14 protein-coding genes are annotated in these 20,808 nt (G+C 42.9%); 13 read left to right on the top strand and 1 reads right to left on the bottom strand.

Annotation, left to right across the window (positions count from 1 at the left end):
* The first annotated feature begins 298 nt into the window (after window positions 1-298).
* The 12 genes from AC2204_RS11335 to AC2204_RS11280 all read left to right on the top strand — a co-directional run bounded on the left by AC2204_RS11335 (window position 299) and on the right by AC2204_RS11280 (window position 18,756).
* Complete coding sequence (locus tag AC2204_RS11335) at window positions 299-1,213, top strand: D-alanine--D-alanine ligase (RefSeq protein ID WP_318925603.1); 915 nt, start codon at window positions 299-301, stop codon at window positions 1,211-1,213.
* A 249-nt stretch (window positions 1,214-1,462) separates the two neighbouring features.
* A complete protein-coding gene (locus tag AC2204_RS11330) occupies window positions 1,463-1,855 on the top strand; it encodes a carboxymuconolactone decarboxylase family protein (RefSeq protein WP_318925602.1) in 393 nt (130 codons plus the stop codon).
* Between the two features lie 369 nt (window positions 1,856-2,224).
* Complete coding sequence (locus AC2204_RS11325; protein WP_318925601.1) at window positions 2,225-4,384, top strand: AAA family ATPase; 2,160 nt, start codon at window positions 2,225-2,227, stop codon at window positions 4,382-4,384.
* Between the two features lie 388 nt (window positions 4,385-4,772).
* On the top strand, window positions 4,773-7,043 hold the full coding sequence (locus AC2204_RS11320) for an nSTAND3 domain-containing NTPase (RefSeq protein WP_318925600.1): 2,271 nt from the start codon (window positions 4,773-4,775) through the stop codon (window positions 7,041-7,043).
* 848 nt (window positions 7,044-7,891) lie between these two features.
* Window positions 7,892-10,435, top strand: coding sequence for a molybdopterin-dependent oxidoreductase (locus AC2204_RS11315; protein ID WP_318925599.1), 2,544 nt, complete (start codon window positions 7,892-7,894; stop codon window positions 10,433-10,435).
* Between the two features lie 11 nt (window positions 10,436-10,446).
* A complete protein-coding gene (locus AC2204_RS11310; protein WP_318925598.1) occupies window positions 10,447-11,148 on the top strand; it encodes a 4Fe-4S dicluster domain-containing protein in 702 nt (233 codons plus the stop codon).
* Between the two features lie 12 nt (window positions 11,149-11,160).
* The gene (locus tag AC2204_RS11305; RefSeq protein WP_318925597.1) at window positions 11,161-12,183 is read left to right on the top strand and encodes a hypothetical protein; all 1,023 of its coding nucleotides are present in this window, start codon (window positions 11,161-11,163) and stop codon (window positions 12,181-12,183) included.
* 587 nt (window positions 12,184-12,770) lie between these two features.
* Window positions 12,771-12,884 (top strand): NfeD family protein, encoded by a 114-nt coding sequence (locus AC2204_RS11300; protein WP_486766999.1) that lies wholly within the window; start codon window positions 12,771-12,773, stop codon window positions 12,882-12,884.
* A 133-nt stretch (window positions 12,885-13,017) separates the two neighbouring features.
* Window positions 13,018-13,536: a c-type cytochrome gene (locus tag AC2204_RS11295; RefSeq protein ID WP_318925596.1), complete on the top strand. Its 519-nt coding sequence runs from the start codon at window positions 13,018-13,020 to the stop codon at window positions 13,534-13,536.
* A 67-nt stretch (window positions 13,537-13,603) separates the two neighbouring features.
* Window positions 13,604-15,865 carry a heavy metal translocating P-type ATPase gene (locus tag AC2204_RS11290; RefSeq protein ID WP_318925595.1) on the top strand — a complete coding sequence of 754 codons (2,262 nt, stop codon included), beginning with the start codon at window positions 13,604-13,606 and terminating at the stop codon, window positions 15,863-15,865.
* Window positions 15,866-15,879: 14 nt separating this feature from the next.
* Window positions 15,880-16,242, top strand: a complete 363-nt coding sequence (locus AC2204_RS11285) for a cupredoxin domain-containing protein (protein ID WP_318925594.1) — start codon at window positions 15,880-15,882, stop codon at window positions 16,240-16,242.
* Window positions 16,243-16,926: 684 nt separating this feature from the next.
* Complete coding sequence (locus AC2204_RS11280; protein ID WP_318925677.1) at window positions 16,927-18,756, top strand: methyl-accepting chemotaxis protein; 1,830 nt, start codon at window positions 16,927-16,929, stop codon at window positions 18,754-18,756.
* Window positions 18,757-19,074: 318 nt separating this feature from the next.
* On the opposite strand, the gene AC2204_RS11275 is transcribed toward AC2204_RS11280, so the two are convergent.
* Complete coding sequence (locus AC2204_RS11275) at window positions 19,075-20,154, bottom strand: hypothetical protein (RefSeq protein WP_318925593.1); 1,080 nt, start codon at window positions 20,152-20,154, stop codon at window positions 19,075-19,077.
* Window positions 20,155-20,487: 333 nt separating this feature from the next.
* Here AC2204_RS11275 and AC2204_RS11270 point away from each other — a divergent pair, with 333 nt between their 5' ends.
* On the top strand, window positions 20,488-20,763 hold the full coding sequence (locus AC2204_RS11270) for a hypothetical protein (RefSeq protein ID WP_318925592.1): 276 nt from the start codon (window positions 20,488-20,490) through the stop codon (window positions 20,761-20,763).
* Window positions 20,764-20,808 lie beyond the last annotated feature (45 nt).

Here is a 20,808-nt window from a genome sequence, read left to right as displayed (position 1 = left end):
TACACTCATAACAGATAAGGAGAGATGTCGCGAAGCCGACACCTCTCCGAAGTGTTGAACAATCCCGAGCTACCTTATATAGGGAAATATAATTTTGCGTGACAGGGCATTAATTAACCACATGAACAATGTGAGCTAGAGCCAAAGTTTAGTGGTTTCTATTTGGTTTACGTTGCGACTTAGAACCCAAAGATAAGCATTGAAAAAGAAGAAAAGCCGCATGTGTAATCGCGGCTTTGAATTAGATATTGAGAAAAAGACGGTTAAGTATGAATTCACATAATAATGGAAGTATGTAATGAGAATAGGTGTTTTGCTGGGCGGTGACTCCAGTGAAAGAGAGGTGTCTTTAAAATCGGGGAAGTGCATTGCTGATGCAATTGAATCGATGGGACACGAAGTGATGTCTATTGATCCTCGACATATTGATATAACCCTGCAAGGTTTCTTTAATCTTGATAAGGTTTTTATCGCACTACATGGTGGCATGGGGGAAGGTGGACATATTCAAGCACTACTCGACTTGCTGAAAATCCCGTATACCGGAAGCGGTATGTTAGCGTCTGCACTGTCGCTCAATAAATTAAAAACCAAAGAAATCTGGCGTTCTGCCAATCTTAAGACTGCTGATTGGCTGACAGTAAATAAAAATATATCAGAGAAAGAGCTTAAAGCGATGTTGTCGCAAGCAATATGCCCAGTGGTTGTTAAGCCATTAACACAAGGTTGTAGTATTGGTATTGCTAAAGCCGAAAATCAAGCACAGTTATTTGAAGCGGTAATCAACGCATTTGAGTACGATGATACCGTTTTGGTTGAGTCGTTCATAACTGGACGAGAATACACTTGTGCTGTTTTAGCCGGCAAGCCGTTGCCTGCGGTGCAAATAAAATCTGAAGCTTTCTTTGATTTTGATGCAAAGTTTGGTAGTCAAAGTGCCACGTATCATTGTCCAAGTGATCTCACTCTTGAACAACAAACACATATGCAATTAATAACTTTACAAGCTTATGAAGCACTAGGTTGTCGTGGTTGGGGGCGTGTCGATGTTATTTTAGATGAGAATGAGGAAGTGCATCTTATCGAGATGAATACCGTACCAGGAATGACCACACGTAGTGTGTTCCCAATGGCAGCGAAAGAGTCAGGCTTGAGCTTTAATGATGTAGTGAGCTCGATTTTAGATTCAGCATGTTTTGATGAAGTGTATTGATTTACTGGTGATTTTATAGGCAGGCCAATAGCATTAAAATAACAAAGCGCATGTAAATCAATCGATTATATTGTCATTAAAGATCGACAAGACCACGTAAAATATTGATCGTACAAGAAGTTTTATTCTTCGTATGTTTTCCCTGACCACCGACGATGTTAATCAGAGAAAATAATCAAAATGTTTTTGATGCAGAGTGGAAAGATATAAGCAAATCTGTTAAATCTTAGCTTTCGATGGATAGTAAACATGAGCAGTGAAAGATACGTTAAAGGGCTTAATAAACTGTCAGAAATTGATGGTGAAGCGAGCCATCAAATTATTGATAGCTTGCAAGATATAGCGCCTGATTTAAGTCGATATATTATTGAATTTGGTTTTGGTGATATTTACTCAAGGCCTGGTCTTGATTTAAAAAGTAGACAAATAGCAACTATTGCCGCGCTTACCGCGATGGGCCATTGCCAACCACAGCTAAAAGGCCATATTAATGCCGCTTTAAATGTTGGATGCTTGCCTGAAGAAATTGTGGAGGTCATTATACAAATGTCCAGCTATGCAGGGTTTCCTGCAGCATTGAAGGGGATGGCGGTGGCTAAAGAAGTTTTTGATGCGCGTGAAATCAAGATAGATTTACCATAACCCCCGTAATGTGTCTCACGGAATAACAAGCTTAAAAGGTCGCTTCGGCGGCCTTGTCTTAACACGGTTCTGCCCCTTTTCTTGTTAGAATGTTTACTCGATCTGTGATTGTTGCCAGCAGATTTTACATACTTTTTCTGATCTGTGGCTAAGTAACCGAAGCATTCCTATTTTCGGTATGGATGATGCGATGAGAATTTGACGATTCGCGGTAGTTTTTGAGAGGGATATTAATTCAAACGCCCCCAGAACCTCAATAAAACCTCACATGACACTTTCCACCTAGACTCATATGACCAACTTCAAAAAAACATAAAAAACAATATGTTATATTGGTGTCATATCATCTATTTAAAAGGATATTGTGCTGTGATTACAGAGATTATTTTAGATAATGTAGCAAGTTATAAATCAAAGGTTACATTAACAACTGATAAGAAAATAAATATAGTTTATGGTCTCAATGGTTCTGGGAAAAGTACGTTTTCAAACTACTTCTACGATCCAGAAAATCTTAAGTATAAAGCTTGTTCTAACACTCGTGACGGTGAAACAGTCCTTGTCTACAATCAGAAGTTTATAAATAACAACTTTTATTCTCCTGATAGCTTGAATGGAATATTTGGTCTTTCTGAAGAAAATAAGCAAGTAGAAGAAGAAATAGCCAAGAAAACTGAAGAGTTAGAGGTGTTGGAGACAGATAAAAAGAAACAAGCTACTAATATTGAAGAGCAAGCTATAATGGTAGAAAAAGCTAAATCTTCTGCTGAAAAAAAGGTCTGGGAGATCAAGCAAACATATACGGGAGGAGATAGAGTTCTTGAATACTGCTTGGAAAACTTAAAAGGTAATAAGTCGAAGTTATACGCACACATAAGCGCGTTATCTAAACCAGTGACCAAATCTCAGAAAACAATAGACGATCTTAAAGTAGAGGTAAATGCTATAGATGGTGATACTGCCGTCAAACTCAGTACATTGGACGTTATTACGTTTGATACCCTATCTGAAATTAGTGTAGATGCACTGAATGAAATTATCATTGGTAATGAAGATAGCCCTGTAGCAACGCTGATAGAAAAATTACAAAACTCAGATTGGGTTAGCTCAGGATTAAAATACCTTGATTTAATCAATGGTGACGAATGTCCATTCTGTCAATCCCAAACCATGACCGAACAGTTGATACGACAAATCAAAGACTATTTTGATGAGTCATATGAAGAGAAAATAAATGCTATTAAATTGATAGAAACAGAATATGAAACTCTGATCAAAGACTTTCCAAAGTTAGATGTTTACAAATCGTCCCAGTATGCGGTCAAGCATTTAGCGCAGCTAACAGAAGAGCATTCATTGATCGTAAAAATAATCGAAAATAATAAAAATTTAATTCAAAACAAGAAAGCGAAACCAAGTACTCAAATAAAGTTAGAAGACCCGTCCCCGCATGTTAACAGCTTTAATATACTCATAGAGTCAGTTAATGCTTCAATTATCAAACATAATAAAAAAATTGAAAACGTTAGTAGTGAAAAAGCACGTATTAAAAAAGAGTTCTGGGATATCTTAAGGTATGAGTATGACCAAACAATTTCTAATTATAACAAAATCGATAAGGATGCTCAAACGGTAATTAATGCGGCAAAGATTGTAAAAGACCAGAAGACAAAAGATATAATTACAAAAAAAGCAGAAATTGTAGAACAACAAAAAAACACGGTTAACATCGACGAAGCTGTAGAAAATATATCCAAGGGTTTAGAAGATATTGGCATTACAGATTTTTCGATTAAGAAACATGAAAGTAATTTGTATCGAGTGGTTCGCTCTGGCGCTGACGAAGACGTGTTTACATCATTAAGTGAAGGCGAAAAAATGATGATTAGTTTTCTCTATTTTAGAGAACTAATCAAAGGCAAACAGTCGGCAACTGAAATGCCACAAAAGAAGATTGCGATTATAGATGATCCCGTATCAAGTCTATCTCACATTTTTGTCTACAATATTGGCAGGTTGATAAAAAATGACTTTTTCAAATCAGATGATGTTGAACAAGTTTTTGTACTCACTCATAGTCTTTACTTTTTCTATGAACTTACCGATACGAATCATAGTCGACGCAAAAAAGAGCAGGAACTATTTCGATTATCAAAAAACTCTTCTGGCTCATCGGTCAATAAAATGAGTTACCAAGAAGTCCAAAACGACTACCAATCTTACTGGTCGGTGATTAATGATGGCCAACAACCACCCGCTTTAATAGCGAATTGCATGAGGAATATAATAGAGTACTTTTTTGGTTTTGTTCAAAAAATAGAACTGAGTAACGTTGCTGATATTGAAGAACTTCAACAAAACAAATTTGAAGCGTTTATGAGATATATCAATAGAGAATCACACTCAGTTGGTCAGAACATTATCGACTTCAAAGAGTTTGATTACGATATTTTTAAAGAAGCATTTAAATTGCTTTTTTATAAAACAGGTTATCCCGAGCACTATAATAAAATGTCTGAAATTAAATAGTTACTAAGTGTCGGGGACAGCAGGTAGTAAAGCAGCTAAGCATCACCAATATCGTGTTGCTCTGCTGCATATGCCATCTTTTGTTATGAGTTAGGTCAGATTTTGTTTTTTCTGCCTATGATTTTCCATAAATTTTGTAATCCACACCAGTTGAGCTAGACACCACCTGAAATTGAGAGTGTCATATTGCGATGTAACGTTTCTTTAATCAAAACCTAGAATGCCTCAGCATCGTTTAAGCTGCTTAATCTTCAAGTTTTCACAACAGCTTATTGAAAAAGGAGTTAACCGCTTTAACAAGGATTTAATCGAGTTTAAAATGGGTTATGCTGCACGCAAAATCTTAATTCAAATGATTATTTTCATCTTATAGTGAAAGGAAATATACATGGCGACGGTTCAAGCAACTGATGTGACATACGAACTTCACACTTTAGGTTGGAAGGCTTTTCAACAGCTATGTTCGACAGTGTTATCAAGCATATTGGGACAAACCGTTCAGAGTTTTTCTGAAGTGAATGATGGTGGTAGAGACTTGGCGTTTTATGGCATCTGGGACAACGTTGATAATAATGAGAGCTTTAATGGTTCATTTACTGTCCAGTGCAAACATACCATCAAACCAGATGCAAATTTTAGTCTTAGTCATGTTAAACATGAATTGAGCAAGGTTCAGGCATTAGTAAACAAGGGGCTATGCGATAACTATTTCATTTTTACAAATGCAAAAGTGTCAGCAGATGCTGAAACTAAAATAGTTGAGGCTTTCCAGAATATTAATGGAATTAAAGTTTGTAGAGTGTTCACAGGGCAATGGCTAAGCCAGAAAATCACAGAATCCCCAAAACTAAGAATGCTTGTTCCAAGAGTTTATGGATTGGGAGATTTGTCTCAGATAGTTGATGAAAGAGCATATGTTCAAGCAAATGAAATTTTATCTTCGATGGGGGGAGATATTGCGAAATTTGTTATTACGGATGCATATAGCCAGAGTGTAAAAGCATTAATTGAAAATGGTTTTGTTTTATTGCTAGGAGATCCAGCGTCGGGAAAGTCAACTATTGCAGCATCTCTTGTTCTTTCTTCTATTGACAGATGGGAATCAAGATCTATTAAAGTAAGTTCGCCAGAAGAATTTAAAAAACACTGGAATCCAAATGAGATAAATCAAGTTTTTTGGGTAGATGATGTTTTTGGTGCGACACAGTTAGACTTTTCTAAAGCAACTGATTGGAATTCTGCGCTCAGCCACTTAAATACGGCGATAGGGAAAGGAACGAAGATAATATTTACATCTAGAACATACATATACCGAGAAGCAAAAGAATATCTTAAAGAACATGCAGTACCCGTTTTACGAAATTCTCAAGTTACGATTTATGTAGAGAAGATATCTAGAGATGAACGAGAACAAATATTGTACAACCATATTAAATTGGGGAATCAAAATAAAAATTACAAGACCAGTCTGAAGCCATTTTTGAAGATGATAGTCGAGAGTAGTGGTTTTTCTCCGGAGGTAGCTCGGCGATTAGGAGATAAACAGTTTACAAAAAATTTAAATATCGATGGTCAAAGTGTAACTAGATTTATTAGCAATCCAATGGGTTTTTTAGCTGATACAATAAATAACCTTGATGTTCACTGTAAGGCCGCTTTGACGGTACTGTTTATGAATGGCGGTGAGATTGAAAGTCCTGTGAAGCTTGAGGTAGCAGATCCGGACTATATAAATAGGCTTGGAAGTTCATTACATAAAGTTATTAAAGCATTGACGTTTCTTGAAGGGAGCTTTACAACTGAATATCAACAAGGTGGTCAATATTTTTGGAAGTTTAAGCACCCAACTATTCAGGATGCTCTAGCTAATAAGTTTTCTTCTGATAGAGAGTTCTTAAATGAATATTTGTTAGGGGCTGATTTGATAAAAATATTTAGAGAGGTTAGTTGTGGTGTTAGTGATGTTGAAGGTGTAAAAATTGTCGTGCCTAAGTATTACTATTCAAGTTTGATAGAACGTATGATGAAGCTAGATAGAAAAAATTACATGAATAACATTCTCATGTCCTATTTTTTATCTGAGAAATGTGATTCAAACTTTTTACAAGAGTTAGTGGAAACAAATCCAGCATATGTCTCTTCTTTGGGTGTATATTCAAAATTAAAACACTGTAGTGAACTAAAAGTCATTTTAAAGCTTAACTTGGTGGGGCTTTTAAAAGAGGAACTTAGGATCTCCGCCGCAAAAAAATTGTCTTCGATTGCGATTAATCAATTTGATTCAGGTATTTTTGAACATAGCATAAACTCCTTATTGACTGATATTGAGCGAGGAGTGGTTTTTAAGAAAATTAAAAGTGAGTCAATTCTTAATATTTATAATGAGATTGATAATTATGCTCAGGATTGGGACGGTGAAGAAGCTGAGGAGTATTTTTCAGATCTTGAATCAGCAATTAAAGCATACAAAACTCATTTTGTAGACGAAGAAAGTATGCCTTTATTAGAAGAAGCTGAAGAGTTTCTTAATGAATGTAAGTCTGATATTGAAAGTAAATTTGGTTATGATTGCAGTAATTCTCATGAAACATTCACAAGAGCAGACACTAGTGCTAAAAGTTCAAACGAACGCTGTATTTTTGATGATGTAGATTGCTAGAGAGAATTATCACATTGATATATCCAATCCCGAAACCTTTCCAATCTGCTAGATATTCTGGTCTAATCGATCTGGACACCTTGATTGTGGATAATAGGACCATCAATCGATGGTGAGCATGAATACGAAAAGACAGTACCGCAGTTATACTAAAGATTTTAAAGAGAAAACTTTAGGTTTAATAACCGAACAGGGCTACAGCATTCCACAAGTCATACGATTTTAAATCGATTGAATATCTCAGCAGAAAACTGGCTTAAGGTCTCAGAAGATTTAAGAGTGTAGTAGGTTCCTTGTTGGCAGTGACAACCTATTGTGAGCATTCAGAGCGAAAACGACGAAAAAATGCGGCTAATTGCCAACTTAAAATTTACTCACCGCTAGCTTCTTCTCATCAATATGATGCTTTGCATTAGATGAGGTTATCTAACGCTCTCGAATGCTCTCGAATTAGAGTGAAAGATCTAACGTATTTCTGTCCAATTCCAATTTAGAGTGCTTGCTCATTTATATCTTGTTAACAGTGGTTTGGGTTAGATTTGGTAATGTTGGTGAGGTATGCCAAACCACTTCAATCTGAAATTCTTTAGCTCATGTCTTTACCCCCGTTTCAGAAGGTTGCCTCGTTCACGGTTATCAGTACGATTTAGCCTTATACCAATCAGCATCATTGTGTTGATGAGCGATACTAAACCAGATATTGATCCTCATCAATAAATCGCTATTCTTCAATCAATTACGGCTCTAAATCCTGCCTATAGTTATTTCAGCGCTGTGGGTAGTGACGGAAACCCGCTTGTTATACCCACTGTATCCAGGTTTTAACAAGATGAAATGGAGTTGAGTCTATGAACAAAAAGAATGGTTTGTGCCTATCGAGGCGACAGCTGTTGTTGGGGACCGGCAGTCTGGCTCTGGTTTCTTTGTTTTCCCCATCGCCGATCATGATGGCGATGGCCAAGGCTGGCATGGTATATGAACCAGGCAGTGGAAAGTGGATTGGGACCACCTGCAATGGCTGTACCTCGTTCTGTGCTAAGCAGGTTTACATTCAGGATGGCCGTGCCCTGCATATTCGTGGTAATGAACATTCTAAGGTACATGGTACTTCCAGTTGTCCGCGTCAGTACCTGGCTCTGCAAGAGCTTTATGATCCGGATCGGGTGCGTACCCCGATGCTGCGTACCAATCCAGAAAAGGGGCGGGGCATCGACCCGCAATTTAAACCCATCAGCTGGGACGAAGCGATTAAGTTGATGGCGGATCGCCTGATGGCGCTTCGTGAGCGCAACGAAACTCATCGTTACGTCACCCTTCGCGGGCGTTACTCCTACCTCAGTGATCTGCTGATCAAGAATTTTACCCAGGTTCTGGGTTCGCCTAACGCTATTACTCACAGTGCTCTTTGCGCTGAGGCGGATAAGCTGGGCAGCTTTTTTACAGAGGGTGACTGGGGATACCGTCAATATGATATCAAAGATACCCGCTATATCCTTTCGTTCGGCGTGGATCCTCTGAGTGCCAACCGGCAGGTTTCCTACTACTGCAGTCAGTGGGGCAATACGCTGGATCATGCCCAGGTTGCTATTGTAGACCCGCGCTTCTCTGCTTCCGCTGCGAAGGCTGATGAGTGGTTGCCGGTCGTGCCGGGGCAGGATGCGGCTCTCGGTTTGGCTTTAGCCCATCAGATCCTGGTCGATGGCGGCTGGCACCGCCCCTTTATCGGAGACTTCAAAGATGGCCAGAACCGTTTTGTCGCGGGGCAAGAGGTAGATCCTGAGTACTTCGATGAGCTGCATTCTCACGGGCTGGTACGTTGGTGGAACCTTGAGCTGAAAGAACATACCCCTGAGTGGGCTGCTGAGCTGAGCGGTATAGAGGCGGCACAGATCCGTCGCCTCGCGAAAAAACTGGCAGATGCGGCACCACGGGTACAGGTCTGGCGGGCACGCGGGGTTCAAATGCAGCACCGTGGTGGCTATACCGCCATGGCTTTGCATGCGCTGAATGGCCTGCTCGGCGCCATTGACCAGGAAGGTGGCGTGCTTAAGTGGGCCTCGGTACCGCTGGGAGAAATCCCCTCGTCTAAGAAATACGCGGACGAAATCGGTCAGCAAGGCCTCAAGAAAGAGAAGATCGACCGTCGTGGCCGGCTCGAGTTTCCGGCGCTCAAAAAAGGCAAAAGTGGCGGAGGTGTGGTCACCAACGCAGTTGCCGAGAGCATCCTGACGGAAGATCCTTACCTGCCGGATTTCGTACTCGGTTATTTTAATAACTTCACTTTCTCTGCTCCGGGTGGTCAGCAATGGGAAGAAGCCCTGAAGAAGGTCCCTTTTGTTGCTCATATTACGACCAATATTAGTGAGTTCAGCTGGTATGCCGATCTGATCCTGCCAGCGCCGCACTTCATGTTCGAGCGCTGGGGCATTCAGAAAACGGCAGGTAATCGCTACACCCAAGTCTCGATTAGCCAGCCGATGATCAAGCGTCTGGGGCTCTCTGTCGAGGATGAATGTGGTATTCCCTGGTTGATAGCAGAAGAACTGGCCCGGCGCGGATTCAAGGATCCGATGCGTTATTTGATAACGGAATTCAAGGATCCGGAAACCGGTAAGGAGCCAACCAATGCCGATGAATTGGCACTGTATGCCACCAAGCTATTGACCAAGAAGCTTTGGGATCCGCTCCAATATATAGAAGGGGATCACTTCAGTGGCTGGCAGGAGTTTCAGGATAAAGGAGTGTGGAACTCAAAGCCCTATTCGTTCCGCAAGCGCTGGAGCCAGATGAAAACAGCGACCAAAAAGTTTGAGTTTTACAGCGAGACCATGAAGGAGGCGCTGGAAAAGCACGCTAAGAAACATCATACCGACGTGGATCAGGTGATGGAAGCCACTGGTTACTTAGCCCGTGGTGAACAGGCTTTCGTGCCGCACTACGAGCCTCCGTTCCGGTACGGCGATGAGAAGGCGTTCCCTATGTTGTTCGTCGACCATAAGTCACGCCTGAGCCGGGAAGGCCGATCGGCCAATTCATTCTGGTACCAGCAAAATCTTGACGTTGATCCCGGGGCTCGCAAGTATGCGGACGTCGCCAAATTAAACCCGATAGATGCGAAGATGCTGAGTATTGAAGATGGCGATACCATCCGAATTACTTCGATACAAGGCAGTATTGTTTGTGAAGCGGCTCTGTTTGAGGGCGTACGCCCCGGAACAGTCGCCAAGGCGTTTGGTCAGGGACACTGGGCCTATGGCCGAATAGCTTCTCAGCAGTTCGGCAAAATACCATTCGGTGGCAACAATAATGAACTCTTGCCTCCGGTCTATGAGCAATTGTCTGGATCCTCGGCCTTCTACGGTCAGATTGGTGTCCGGGTTGAGAAAGTATAGGAGGCTAGACGATGCGTTATGGAATGGTAATCGATCAACAGAAATGCGTAGGTTGTGCGGGTTGTATCTTTGCCTGCAAGGCAGAGAATAATACCCCGCCCGAGATCAACTGGTGCGATAAGATCACCACGACCAGCGGTAAGTATCCGGACGTGAGTTTCGAATATATATCGACTATGTGCAATCATTGTGATGACGCTCCCTGCGTCAAAGGCTGTCCGAGCCAGGCGATGCATAAGGGAGAGGGGGGGCTGACCCTCCATGATCCGGACAAATGCATCGGCTGCAAGGCCTGCATGGTGAACTGCCCATATGGGGTGATCAGCTTCAACTGGGATCGCCCGCACAAGAGGTGGCAGGATAACACTGGAGTGGCCGCAGGGACTTTCACGCCAATCAGTATGTTGGAGGAAGCGGGTGGCGAAGGCAGCCCCCATAGCAATCCGGAGGGTGCCAACACTTATCCGCAGGTACGCGCGCGCGGCACCGTGGAGAAGTGTAACTTCTGTGAACACCGACTCAAGGCGGGTCAGAATCCGGCCTGTGTGGACGCTTGTCCGTCACAAGCACGCGTGATAGGCGATCTGGATGATCCAGACAGCCAGGTTTCACGGCTGATCAGGAAGTACAATGGACAGCCGCTCAGACCGGAGCTGGGGACTGGCGCTAAGGTCTATTATATCCGTCGCTACACTCCACAACATCGCTCATAGGAGAACAGCACCATGAAAACCGACAATTTCAATATGTTGTTTCTGGCACTGTCCGCCGCCGGGCTGCTGTTCGGAGGCTACTTTGCCGTTGAGGAGTGGTTCATTGGCCCCTCCTTTGCAACCAACGATGGCCTGGTATGGACCTTGCCACTGGTGACTTACATCTTTTTGGCGCTGGCCAGCACTGGGATATCTATCCTTCTGACATGTGGTGAATTGCTTGGTAACGAAGCCATCAAGGCCCACAAGTCCCTGTTGTTAATTACTGCTCTGTCGCTGTTAATCGGTGCCTTCGCGGCCTTGGCCACAGAGCTCGGCTCATTATTCCACGTATTCTGGCTGGTTTTGACTCCCAACCTCAAATCTCCCATTTGGTGGATGGGAACGCTCTACGCCATCGAGCTGCTGTTGCTTGGCATCAAGTTCTACGCTTTGCTAAGCGAACGTACCTTCAGCTTCGAACGCTGGCTTTCTGCAGGCACTCTGTGCGTCGCGGTAGCGGCTTCTCTGGTATTGGGCAGCGTATTCGGGACGGTGATCGGGCGGATCGGCTTCTATGGCGTGGATGCATCCATTCTCACCTTCCTCTGTGCCCTGGCCAGCGGACTGAGTCTGGCTCAGCTATTGCTGATTCCTGAGAAACGTGCGGTACTACTAATGCCTGGACGGTTAGTGCTTGGTACCCTTGCGCTGCTGTTGGTGGTCAACTACGTCTATCTTGCTCGCGGCAGCATCCTGGCAGAGCAGCCTTGGGTGGCACTCTGGATGCCGTTGCTGCTTTTGGTGGCGTTGATGACTTATCAAGCGAAGCCGGCAATAAGCGCAATGGTGGCCTTACCGACCCTATTATTGGTAGAACTGGCCTTTGTCACTCAAGGACAACTGCAGGTTTTGGGACCCAAGCAAACCTGGCTCGGCGCTATGCAAAGCTACCAGCCTAATCTGGCTGAGATCGGGATTTTCGTCTTCGGTTGTTCGGTAGCTTATCTCTGCTTCTTTTGGCTCAAGCAGATGACCACCCGGTTTAGAGAGTAGGTATTCTCGGCCCGTTGGGTTCTCCGTGTACATGGCCGTAACTAAGGAATGGGCCGGCCATGTAGGCTAGCCCTGCGATGGAGGCAGATATTTTTAATAAGAAAGTAATCTACATTGCCTCGATGTGCAGGGCTGAGAGAGTGCATTGCAATGAGAACGTTTGAGAACCTAACCTGCTGTAAAACTTAAGCCGCCAGCGAACAAAATTATAGTTGGTGATCAAAATAAAAACTCAGTTTTTACATGAAACAAGTTGTCGTGATCACCTTAAATAGCCTTAGTTGAAATCAAAGTCTGTGATATGGATTTCTCCAGTCCGAACAGCTAGGCTTTCTAATGTGTATCCACGAGGGCCAATGTATTATGTGCCACATTTTACTGTTTCTCCCCTTTTTGGCGTTGCCAATATTCTGGTTGGCCCCACTGTCGTTCGCCATCCCGATTTATGGTTTTATATTTATCATTTCCATTCTTATCTACTGGTTTGCGTATCGAGCCATGCGCTTACCTGTCGTAACGGGTTCTGAAGCTCTGCATCACCAAATGGGTATTGTCTTGGCAGGACAAATGGCTTTTATCAGGTTAGCCTGAAAAATGAATTTTGGAATGCCCTGTCAGATGAGGAGCTTCAGCCGGGTGAGCAGGTAGAGGTGAGCTCGGTTCATGGTGTCACGCTGAACGTCAAACGCATCTTGGGTTGAGTCGATAATGACGACAAATGGCGCAAACTGGCTGGGTTAAGACAATGACATTCGAAACCCGCGATGGCGGAATGATTTATATCGTAACGGGAATTACCGGTTATTACTTTTTACTATTCATCACGGATGGACCATGCGAATACAATTATCGCAACTGCATTGGGGATGGCTGCTTACCACGATAGTTGGGTTGGTCGGTTGTGATATGTCTGTTAACCACATGTACTCCGCAGCAGATAAGAGTCGGGCATACCCTACCAATGGCGAACAGATATATTTCACAGGAAGGAATCAAGCCGGGTATCTGATTGCCTATCAAGGCGGGAATATGCACGCACAGATGCATGTTACGGCCTGCGCCGACTGTCATGGCGTGCTGCGGGAAGGTGGTCGGCGGATGTATCCGACTTTCTGGCTGAAGGCCCCCTCGCTAACGACAGAAGCTTTGTTCGGTGATCATAGTGATGGACATGGCGATCATGCAGCTTACACCCGAGAGAGCCTCAAAAGGGTGATTACCTATGGTGTGGACCCGTCCGGAGAGCAATTGGATTCGACGATGCCTCGCTGGCTAATGAGTGAACCGGATCTGGAAGATTTAGTTGATTACTTGGCGGGGGGCACTATGGAGTCAGAGGAGCATGAACATTAGGTTCTCAGACTGCGCATTCATCCACATTCGAAATGATTCGAAACTTCAATAAGGGAAGGAGGTTGAAGTGAGTAATTCAAATGATCCTCATAACCATATGACAACACAAGAGTTAATTATTGATGGGGCGGACTGTGCCAGCTGCGTTGAAAAGATCGAGCATGCCTTGCTGGAAGTGGAGGGGGTAGACATTGTATCAATGAATTTTGCTTTGCGCACGGTGACGGTGACGGGAAATGCTCCGCTTGAGGCGTTGCTAAAAGCCATTGAACGGGCAGGGTATAACGCTAGGAGTAGTGAAGAAACGAGCGATGAAGATCTGCTTAATGAGAAAGAAATGGCGGATTGGGCTTACTACAAACGCTTAATGCTCGAAATGACAATAGCCTTGTCACTCGGTATTCCCTTAATGATCTACAGTATTGCTGTCGGTGAAATGACAGTTACAACGACCACAGAGCGAGCGGTATGGTTTGTCGTTGGTTTACTGACCCTAGGCGTTTTGTATTTTTCAGGTAAACATTTTTTTGTCGGGGCGTGGAAGTCTTTTGTAAACCACAGCGCCAATATGGATACGCTTATCGCGCTAGGAACCGGGACGGCATGGCTTTATTCAATGGTTGTGGTGTTTTTTCCGTACCTGGTGCCGGAAATGGCACGCCATGTCTATTTTGAAGCCTCGGCTATGATTATTGGCCTGATTGACCTTGGTCTAGCGTTGGAAATCAAAGCTCGAGGTCGCACATCTGAAGCCATCAAGCGATTAATTGGCTTACAGACCAAGACCGCTCGGGTGATCCGGGATGGTAACGATGTTGATATTGCTATTGAGCAAGTATTACTCGGAGATAGTGTACGGGTCCGGCCTGGAGAAAAAATCCCGGTAGATGGAGTGGTAACAGAAGGCCATACCGCAATCGATGAGTCAATGCTGACTGGTGAGCCCATGCCGGTCGAAAAGACCGGTGGTGATGAAGTAGTCGCCGGAACATTGAACAAAAGTGGTTCAATTGTGTTTAAAGCAACCAAGGTCGGCAAAGATACCGCCCTCGCTAAAATCATCAGTATGGTGAGGCGGGCACAAAACTCTAAGCCGCCGATTGGTCGCCTCGCTGATATCATTTCGGCCTACTTTGTGCCGGTGGTAGTGATCATAGCTATAGTCTGCGCCCTTATGTGGCTTAATTTCGGTCCAGCCCCGGCAGTTGCCTTTGCTATGGTATCTGCTACATCGGTGTTAATTATTGCCTGTCCTTGTGCTCTGGGGTTGGCTACACCTATGTCTGTTATGGTGGGGGTCGGTAAAGCCGCGGAAGCAGGGGTATTAATCCGAAATGGCGCAGCACTGCAGACATCGTCAAAAATAACCGCCATGATCCTTGATAAAACCGGCACGATTACTTTGGGATCACCTAAAGTTACCCGTATTTATCTGGCTGAAGCTACGGATGAGAAAGAAGTCTTGCAACTGGCTGCCAGCCTGGAGGCCGGATCTGAGCATCCATTGGCGTTGTCGGTTGTAGCGTCCGCTAAAGAGCGAGGTTTGGTTCCTGATCAGGCTGAAAAATTTCTGGCAATAGCAGGGCATGGCGTAAAGGGTACAGTTCGTGGATGCAAATTATTGTTTGGTAATGAGAAATTGATGCGCGATCAGTCTATCGAGATTGAACCGCATATCGAAACCGCTCAGTCAATGGCCAAGGAAGCTCAGACACCGATGTACCTTTCTGTTGATGGCAAACTGGCTGCAATCATTGCCGTTTCCGATCCGATCAAGGAAGACTCTATCAGTGCAATCAAGCGATTGCAGAACAATGGTATTCGCGTAGTAATGCTCACTGGTGATAACAGGGCGACAGCCGAAGCCGTTGCCGCCAAAGTGGGAATTAAGGAGTTTTTTGCAGAAGTCTTGCCAGAAGACAAATCAAATAAAGTCGCAGAGCTGCAAATGGAAGGAGAAATTGTTGGTATGACCGGTGATGGCATTAATGATGCGCCTGCTCTGGCGCTGGCCAATGTCGGTTTTGCCATCGGTACGGGAACCGATGTGGCGATTGAAAGTGCCGATATTACTTTGATGCGAGGTTCCTTACACGGTCTTGCTGATGCCATAGCAGTGAGCAAAGCAACGCTGCGTAATATAAAACAAAATCTGTTTGGTGCATTTGTTTATAACGCAGCAGGTGTTCTGTTTGCTGCCGGACTGTTTTATCCGTTCTTCGGGGTGCTGCTAAGTCCTGTGATCGCAGGGGCGGCAATGGCTTTTTCTTCGTTAACGGTAGTCAGTAATGCTAACCGCTTACGGCTGTTCAAGGCACAAGAACATTAACGGGAGGACATTATATGATAATAATTAACCTACTGGGGCTGTCGCTAATCGGTTTAATTGTTTGGTGGTTTTGGCTGTATAAACCGAAGGAGGTTACTGCCAATGAGGGAGTGATCATGATAACGGTTGAAAACGGTACCTATGAGCCATCACGGATCCGTTTACCTGCAGGCAAGCCGGCAACATTACGTTTTGTCCGCAAAGATGCATCACCGTGTGCAGCTACTGTGGTATTTGCGGATTTTGATATCAGCGAGGAACTACCTCTGGACAAAAGCAAAGACGTTATTTTGCCTGCTAAAGAGCCTGGCGAATATAGTTTTACCTGCCAGATGCAAATGTATCGTGGTAAGTTAATTGTAACGGGTGAGAAATAACCGCTGTAGGGTAAAAAATGGTTGAAACATGCTGTGCCATAAATGCATTATTATGCGTTAGGGTGGGGTTTTATATAACCAGTCCGCTTTGAAATTGAGACTTTTCAGATGTGAAATACGCCGAATAATCGCGTAATTGGTATCGGTTACCGCTTTTTAAAGTGTGCCATCGGCCTGACAGGCTGATACATGGTTGATGAAAATGATTCACGGGTACGCGAATATTACATGTCGTCACCCTAAAATCAGAATTGTGTGTTTTTAGAGCGGAATTGAAAGAATAGAGCTAAAATACTAAAAATAGGGAATGAAATATTCCTTATGGCGATGATTTTTCCTTTTGTTGGACTCTCTGTTGTGGGGAGAATCGTATCATTTTAAGCTTATCATCAGCTTATACGCTGCAGCTTCGAGTATTACTATCTTCCTGGCAGCCTTTCAAACCAAAATATTCCACTTTCGAAATTGGACACAACATCACAAATTTAATTCTTGCCATAAATATGCCTACCTCTCCGATTAGAGATCGCATAGTATCCGCGATTTTATTCACCCACCCTTAAGTCAACAGGTCTGATAATAGCGGTGGGTTTACCCTTTTTTATTCTGATATAGGCCCAGTAAAAAATGAAATCTCTAGGATTCAAAAATACGATAATCGCCTCGGTAATAGTGTTAGCTAGCGTGTGCTTGTTGACAGCTAACTGGCTTTCTTATACCGATCTAAGAGATCATACGATTCAGAACATAGATGCCCAATCAATATCCACCGTTAGGTATGAAGCGAATAATATTGAGACATGGTTTCAGAGTAAAACTCGTACAATCGACTCACTGGTTAACCACTATAAAGCGGGCCAGCCGAGTGAAAGCTATGTCGAAACAGCTAAATTTACTAAAGATGCCAGCGATCTGACAGCGGTGCTGTACGGCTTTGATGATGGCCGTTCATACTCGAATGATGGTGTTGAAGACCCTGATGAGTATGACCCCCGTACTCGCCCTTGGTATCAAAAAGGTAAGGCGGCAAACGGCTTAGATTTAACGGATGTCTATAATGATGCAACGACAGGTCTCCCGGTTGTTTCTATTGTGAAAAAATTTGAAAGTGGTGTTGTTTTGGGTGACATCGAACTGTCTATCCTTGCTGATACTGTGAAAGGTGTTAATTTTCCGGGGGCGGTTACCACCATTGTCGACGAGACGGGGAAAATGTTAGCTTCTAGTTCGTCTTCACTTGCGGTAGGAACACGATTTTCCGATATTGGTATGGGGAAAGTGCAGGAAGCGATGTTGTCTCAAGAGGAGAGCAATTTAACTTACTCACTGAATGGCGCTGAGCAGTTATCGTTTACTAAGTCAATCACATTAGTAAATGGAAAAAAATGGTACCTGGTTATTAGTGTTGATAAATCTATTGCTTATGCGGCTGTTGATGAGGCGTTGACAGATGCGATTATATCTTCACTGGTAATGCTATCCATCGCGATTATTCTTGTCGTTACAATATTAAATGTTCTGTATCGTCCAATCCTCACCCTCAAAGACGTCGTGCTCGACCTGTCAAAAGGTAACGGTGACCTCACTCGACGACTGCCGGTTACCAGCGATGATGACCTGGGGCAAATATCAGGAGGGATCAATGCCTTTATTACTAACTTACAGTCTTTGATGCTGGAAGTTTCGCAGTCTTCTGAACACATCGCTAACAGCGTTGACCAACTTAAAAACCAAACAGATACCAATAACCAAGTGCTAACCGCTCACACAACGGAAACGACACAGATTGTTGCCGCTATTGAGGAAATGAGCGCCACGGCAAATGATGTGGCGAGTAATGCAGCTGAAGCGTCCCAGTTCACTCATAATACCAACACGCAAGTTACCGATTCAAAGAGTATTGTAACCGGTGCGACAAAGACGGTATCTCAGCTCGTTGAAGAAGTTGAAAACACCGCTACCAGCATTATAGAAATTGGAAAAGACACCCTAGATATCACCAATGTACTGCAGGTAATCGGTGAAATTGCAGACCAAACAAACTTGCTTGCGTTGAATGCTGCCATTGAAGCGGCCCGAGCCGGTGAGCAAGGTCGCGGTTTTGCCGTTGTCGCCGATGAGGTCAGGGCGCTTGCTGCCAGAACGCAAACCAGTACGGCTGAGATTGAACAGACCCTCAATAAATTACGCAATGGTTCAAATACAGCCATTTCTGCCATGGGTATCACTAAATCAACATGCGAGAGAACGGTGGAAAGTACGTCTTTGGTGGCAAACGACCTCGATACGATCGCTCAATCAGTGACGCACATTAATGACCTAAATACGCAGATTGCTACCGCTGCTGAACAGCAAAGTACTGTTGCTGATGAAATTACCCGTAATATGACTGCTATTCGTGAAATTGTGGGGGAATTATCAGCAAATGGGGAAGCTACAGCCAATGAAACCATCAATCTTGCTGCTGCAAACAGTCAATTGAAATCTGTTGTGAGTAAATTCAGACTGCAATAATACCGCGTTATTCGTACGTTCATTATCCTGAACTGGCGGGTATCACTTTGAATCCGCATCCTGAGGTGACTTGGGTATGCGGGTCTTCATCTGAAATATTACCAATAACTATAAAACCTGATGATCAGCTATATGGTCGTATGCATCTTGGTATGTCGGGCGCTTTTAATCATAACTGGCACGGTTACGCAGAAGCGAGTACGTAATTGGATTGGATGATCTATCTGCATATACATTTACGATAGACGTGAGTATTGCATTAGATTAAATTATTAATAATTACCATTTAACAAGGCTTTATATTTTATTTTATCGTTCTTACTCGATCTTTTCTGGTTTGGGGATGTATTTATGTAGTCGATCTATATCGCCGTTAACAGAGAAAAATAGCTCTAATTCCATCATAATCCCAGGATTTACTTTATAATCAAAATCACTTTTGAAATTTATGTCAGGGCTTATTTTTAAATAAAGCCAGTCTTTATATAAACGCTGTTTCCATGATGTGGATAACCAAAAGTTTTTGCTTTCTTTATCACCTCCGGTATCCGCGCTGGCACCTACCGAATATTCAATAGAATTCGTTTCATTTATACGGTGATAATATTCAACCTGTTGAACTAGCTCCCAATTATTATCAGAATCAAGAAACTGGGCGCTGGTGCCGGATTTTATTATTTTCGAGTGTTCTTTGTTGACGGCATAGTAAAAATCAAGAGACGTTAATAATCCAGGTCCTTTAGAGTGATAATAGAATATCTCTTGGTGAATTCGGGTGGTCCAGTTTTCGCTTAATGTATCTATACGCCGCAGATTAGCTTTAACAAAGGGATCCAGTGGCAGTTTTATCTTTAAGCCGATACCATAGTCGGCTTTCCATTGCCCCAGCGGCTTGTCTTGTAAACTAACACCACCGATAGCACCTCCAACTCCATTCTCGCTGTTGTCCGATATGTCACGTTGCTTGTTTTCGAGGCTGTCATAATCATCGGGATCAGTTTCAAGAATCAGTTTCCAGTTTTTTTTAGTATGCGGTAGATCTAGTTTAAGGTAAACATTTGAATCAAAATCAAAATACTCTCGGTGAGTGTATCTTGGTCTAAATCGAATCCGTAAGTAGCTGCGGTTGACTAAAGCCTCTTCATTTTCTTTCTTTCCAATGAAATGGTCGACTGAAGTGCTATATTCATTGATTGTATCAGAGACGGTGCCTTGTGATTCGTCTAGCCAGCTGAGTAAAATCCCATCTTGGTATTCAGTCTGTTCAATATCCAATGAACTAGACAAAAAATGAATATTGGGCTCTAAAATAGTATTAGAATGAGCTAAGCCTGAACAGAAGAGATAAGCGGGAAACGTAAAACACATGAGCGATACTCGTTTAAAACGATTATTCAACGGTGCACTTCTAATGTACGAACACGATTCAGTTACCATCTGATAGTCTCATCAAAAATCTATATATTTCATTGTCATACTAACTTAAGTATAGAAGCGCATAGACTGTTGGTCTCAAAATAAGACAATTTGACCGCAAAAGAAGAGCTTTTTTATGTTATTTTTTGTTCTGGCCTGAAATGTCTAAAACATTTTCCTTATTATATATGAACTTAAAATTAAATTGAATCAATGATAATCATGTCATAAAAATTCTACTACAATTAAATTTAATCTAAACCTGTACATCAATGCAAAGCTTTTTTGTATTGTTAAATTATCAGTGAGGATAAGATGGTCAGTTCAGATCTTGATGGAATTAAACGTGATATCTCATTGACTGTTAATGATATCTTTGAAGATTTTGAAGAGGATAATAATAGATTACCCACAATAGAAGAATTCAGGACAATATTTTCAACTCACGCAGAGCAATATATAGGACCGCTAGATGAACTCACGGTAGAAGGTATCCGGCATGGTTTGGATAAACAAAGGGTAAGAGAGCAGGATCTCTGGCGTTCGGTAATTGAACTGGAAGCCGAGCAACGTTTTCTACGGTCTTATTAATATGCAGTTTATATGCTGGTAACGAAATGGGTTGCTTAGCTTTTG

It is taken from the genome of Photobacterium sp. (assembly GCF_057456235.1).
The sequence above is the reverse complement of the archived record's forward strand: the minus strand, read 5'-3'. Positions and strand labels throughout refer to the sequence as shown.

Coding starts and splice junctions, on each gene's coding strand:
- AC2204_RS11335 (WP_318925603.1), top strand. CDS start 299: ATGAGAATAGGTGTTTTGCTGGGCGGTGACTCCAGTGAAAGAGAGGTG.
- AC2204_RS11330 (WP_318925602.1), top strand. CDS start 1,463: ATGAGCAGTGAAAGATACGTTAAAGGGCTTAATAAACTGTCAGAAATT.
- AC2204_RS11320 (WP_318925600.1), top strand. CDS start 4,773: ATGGCGACGGTTCAAGCAACTGATGTGACATACGAACTTCACACTTTA.
- AC2204_RS11315 (WP_318925599.1), top strand. CDS start 7,892: ATGAACAAAAAGAATGGTTTGTGCCTATCGAGGCGACAGCTGTTGTTG.
- AC2204_RS11310 (WP_318925598.1), top strand. CDS start 10,447: ATGCGTTATGGAATGGTAATCGATCAACAGAAATGCGTAGGTTGTGCG.
- AC2204_RS11305 (WP_318925597.1), top strand. CDS start 11,161: ATGAAAACCGACAATTTCAATATGTTGTTTCTGGCACTGTCCGCCGCC.
- AC2204_RS11295 (WP_318925596.1), top strand. CDS start 13,018: ATGCGAATACAATTATCGCAACTGCATTGGGGATGGCTGCTTACCACG.
- AC2204_RS11285 (WP_318925594.1), top strand. CDS start 15,880: ATGATAATAATTAACCTACTGGGGCTGTCGCTAATCGGTTTAATTGTT.
- AC2204_RS11270 (WP_318925592.1), top strand. CDS start 20,488: ATGGTCAGTTCAGATCTTGATGGAATTAAACGTGATATCTCATTGACT.